Here is a 1,112-nt window from a genome sequence, read left to right on the forward strand (position 1 = left end):
TGATGTCGTTTAATGGTTTAAGTACTGTGCGTAGCAGCAGGAACACCATGCCAAGCGCCGCTAAGATCACAACGATGATACCCATTTCTAAAATCGATTCTGCTCGTGCAGTCGCCGCAGAAATGTCTGACTTCAACTCACCTTGCTTATCTTCGATAGCACTTTTCACGACATTGAGCTGGGCGCGAACATCAACAAATTGTTCCTCAAACGTGTTCTTGTGCTCGTTGTAGTAGCTTAGCCATTGAGATTGAGGCTTGCTCAACATCACTTCGTAACTTTGTAGCCACTTTTGACCTAAAGTCACCAGTTTTTGCACATCAGCACCGTGTGATGCAGGCATCACTCCCGCACGTGATAGCTCAATCACTTTTTCCATACGCGGCAACGCTTTGTAAGCATTGTCTTTGTACTCGTGAATGTGATGATCAATATCTGCTTGTGTTTCTGCTAAGGCAATGCCTTGAACAGCAGAAGTCGCTTGGTAAAGATCGCGGTACGCATCTTCAATAGTGAACAGGTTTGGTACGATCTGTTCATTTAAGGTGTCGCTTAATTCAGATTGCTTGCTCGTTGTCATAACATTTAATACTGAGCTCACGGTGAACAATCCAATTATCAAAGATAGAGGAATCACTATCTTTTGTTTGATTGTAAAGTTTTGGAACATGAATAGATTCCCTTAATATATATGTACAATTCGTTCACTATCATATCAAACAAATAGACTATTCAACTGAGTAACTAGATCAACTTTATCTAATATTTTTTGTCTTTTTGATAACGGTTCTGTTTTCAACAATTAATTGATTTATAGGAAATTTTCTTTAATCGAGGCAAATCACAAGAATGATGAAAAATAAATGATTCACGACGTAAAAAATGTAACAAAATAGTACTTAAGTTGATTTTAACGTAGCCTGATTTTATTCATATTTTCCTTAGAATCACACCAAACAGTGAATGACGTTAGGCAGATGATCTATTTATGTTTAAAGCTTACAGCAACAAATAAATTGAGATAGATGGATATAAATAGGCTTTTCGAGAAGAATAAAGGAAAGGAAGGAGAAAAATACGAATTGATAAAACGAAAAAGCCCCAGCATTTCT

The 1,112-nt window shown here is 37.2% G+C and carries 1 pseudogene; it reads right to left on the reverse strand.

Features of this window, described 5'->3' with window-relative positions:
* Positions 1 to 670 (reverse strand): annotated as a pseudogene (locus R8N28_RS26455) (methyl-accepting chemotaxis protein); the annotation flags it as partial.
* Positions 671 to 1,112: the final 442 nt, after the last annotated feature.

The sequence above is a fragment of the Vibrio sp. Vb1554 genome, assembly GCF_033344235.1.